At 48.1% G+C, this 2,313-nt stretch carries 2 protein-coding genes and 1 pseudogene; all 3 read left to right on the forward strand.

Going from position 1 to position 2,313, the window contains the following annotated elements; genetic code table 11:
* Positions 1 to 328, forward strand: a pseudogene (locus ACTHUM_RS11725) (type IV pilus biogenesis/stability protein PilW); the annotation flags it as partial.
* Positions 329 to 1,210: a helix-turn-helix domain-containing protein gene (locus ACTHUM_RS11730; RefSeq protein ID WP_440402943.1), complete on the forward strand. Its 882-nt coding sequence runs from the start codon at positions 329 to 331 to the stop codon at positions 1,208 to 1,210.
* Position 1,211: 1 nt separating this feature from the next.
* The coding region (ispG, locus tag ACTHUM_RS11735; protein ID WP_440402944.1) for a flavodoxin-dependent (E)-4-hydroxy-3-methylbut-2-enyl-diphosphate synthase at positions 1,212 to 2,313 on the forward strand (1,102 nt) is incomplete at its 3' end.

Here is a 2,313-nt window from a genome sequence, read left to right on the forward strand (position 1 = left end):
GAATAAAGGCATTTGCAGCGCAAGGTTAGGCCAATACTCTTTGGCTCAAGCCTATTTGGAAAGGTCTTTGGCAGCCAATCCACAATTCTTCCCTGCTTTCAAAGAGCTTGCCCGAACCAAAATGATGGCAGGCAATCTGAACGATGCCGACTATTATTTCCGCCAATACCAAAGCAAAGTCGATGTCCTTCAGGCTGACGATTTGCTTTTAGGCTGGCGTTTGGCTACCGCCTTGGGCAATAAACACGCCGCATACGAATATGAAGCCCAACTTAGGGCAAACTTCCCTTATTCTGACGAACTACAAACTGTTACAACAGGCCACTAAATGGAAAATAACGATAAAATCAACTACGACACACAAGCCGCCAAAACACTGGGGGATGAATTACGCAAACACAGAACTGATGCCAAAATCGATATTGAAGATGTTGCTTCACGTTTAAAACTGTCTGCCGAACAAATTGATGCCTTGGAAAAAGGGGAATATTCAAATTTTCCGGGCCTTGTCTTCGTCTCAGGCTATCTTCGTTCATATGCACGATTCCTCAAAATCGATGAACAAACCATCACCAAACATTTGCACTCGATTACTCCGCAACTTGAAGACCATGTATATGCAGTAACACGCAGCACCAACAGCGGCTTGAGCTACGAAGATGCTGAAAAACAGGGTTTCCCTAAATGGATATTGGGTGCAGCAGTATTGGCTTTAGCAATAGGCGGTGTTTACTTTTGGCAAAGTAAATCCAGCTATGAAAACGAACAGGCAAATATTCAAAACAGCAAAGATGTTGCCGATACAATGAAAACGCCTGCTTTGAAAACGGATAATGTTGCCGTTAGCGAAATGACCGAAGACGGCAAAAAAGAAATTACCAATAAGCCTGAAGCAGCCAATGAACAAGCAGCTTCAGCAGCTTCTGCCGTTGTAGAAGAAAAGCCTGCCGTCAAAGTCGAGAAAGACGAACTTTGGATTAAAGTCCAATACCGAAGCAATCTGATTATTGCAGACAAAGATGGAAAAGTAGTATTCAGCCGCATTGTTCCGGCCGGAAGCGAACATCGTCTGAGAGGCGGCGCGCCTTATAATGTTTGGATCGGTATTGCAGCCGGTTCGGAAGCCAATTACGGCGGCACACCAATCGAACCTTTAAAACACCGTGTTGCCGGTGAAAAATCCGCCTCTTTTGTTGCAGGAAAAAAATAAAATGACCACACCTAAACGCCGTCTGACACATCAAGTACAAATCGATCATCTCATCGTCGGTTCGGATGCGCCCGTTGTTGTGCAATCTATGACCAATACCGACACCGCAGATGCAGAAGCAACCGCCCGACAGGTCAAAGAGTTGAGCGATGCCGGCTCGGAAATGGTACGCATCACGGTCAATACTCCAGAAGCAGCTTCCAAAGTCGCCGAAATCCGCAGCCGCTTAGACGATATGGGTTATACCACGCCTTTGATTGGTGATTTCCATTTCAATGGCGAACGCTTATTGGCTGAATTTCCCGAGTGCGGCAAAGCCCTGTCTAAATACCGCATCAACCCAGGCAATGTCGGCAAAGGCGCAAAAGGCGATGAGAAATTTGCCTTTATGATTCGTACAGCGGCAAAAAACAATAAAGCCGTACGCATCGGAGTGAACTGGGGTTCGCTTGATCAAAGCCTTGCCAAGCGCATGATGGATGCCAACCTAGCTTCTGCTACACCGAAGCCGCCTGAAGAAATCATGAAAGAGGCTTTGATTGTTTCGGCGCTGGAATCGGCAGAAAAAGCCGTGGCTTTGGGCTTACCTGAAGACAAAATCATTTTGTCGTGCAAAGTCAGCGCCGTACAAGACTTGATTCAGGTTTACCGGGAATTAGGCAGCCGTTGCCGTTACCCGCTCCATCTCGGTCTGACTGAGGCTGGCATGGGCAGCAAGGGCATTGTGGCTTCCACCGCAGCTCTGGCCGTATTATTGCAAGAAGGCATCGGCGACACCATTCGAATCTCCCTAACCCCCGAGCCCGGCAGTTCGCGCACTCAGGAAGTCATTGTCGGTCAGGAAATCCTGCAAACCATGGGCTTGCGTTCCTTCACACCAATGGTTACAGCCTGCCCAGGCTGCGGCCGTACCACCAGCACCGTATTCCAAGAATTGGCGCAAGACGTACAAAACTATTTACGCCAAAAAATGACTATTTGGCGCACTGAGTATCCAGGCGTTGAATCATTGAACGTTGCCGTAATGGGTTGCGTAGTCAATGGCCCGGGCGAAAGCAAGCTTGCCGATATCGGTATCAGCCTGCCCGGTACAGGCGAAACTC

The sequence above is a fragment of the Neisseria sp. P0021.S006 genome (assembly GCF_051956895.1).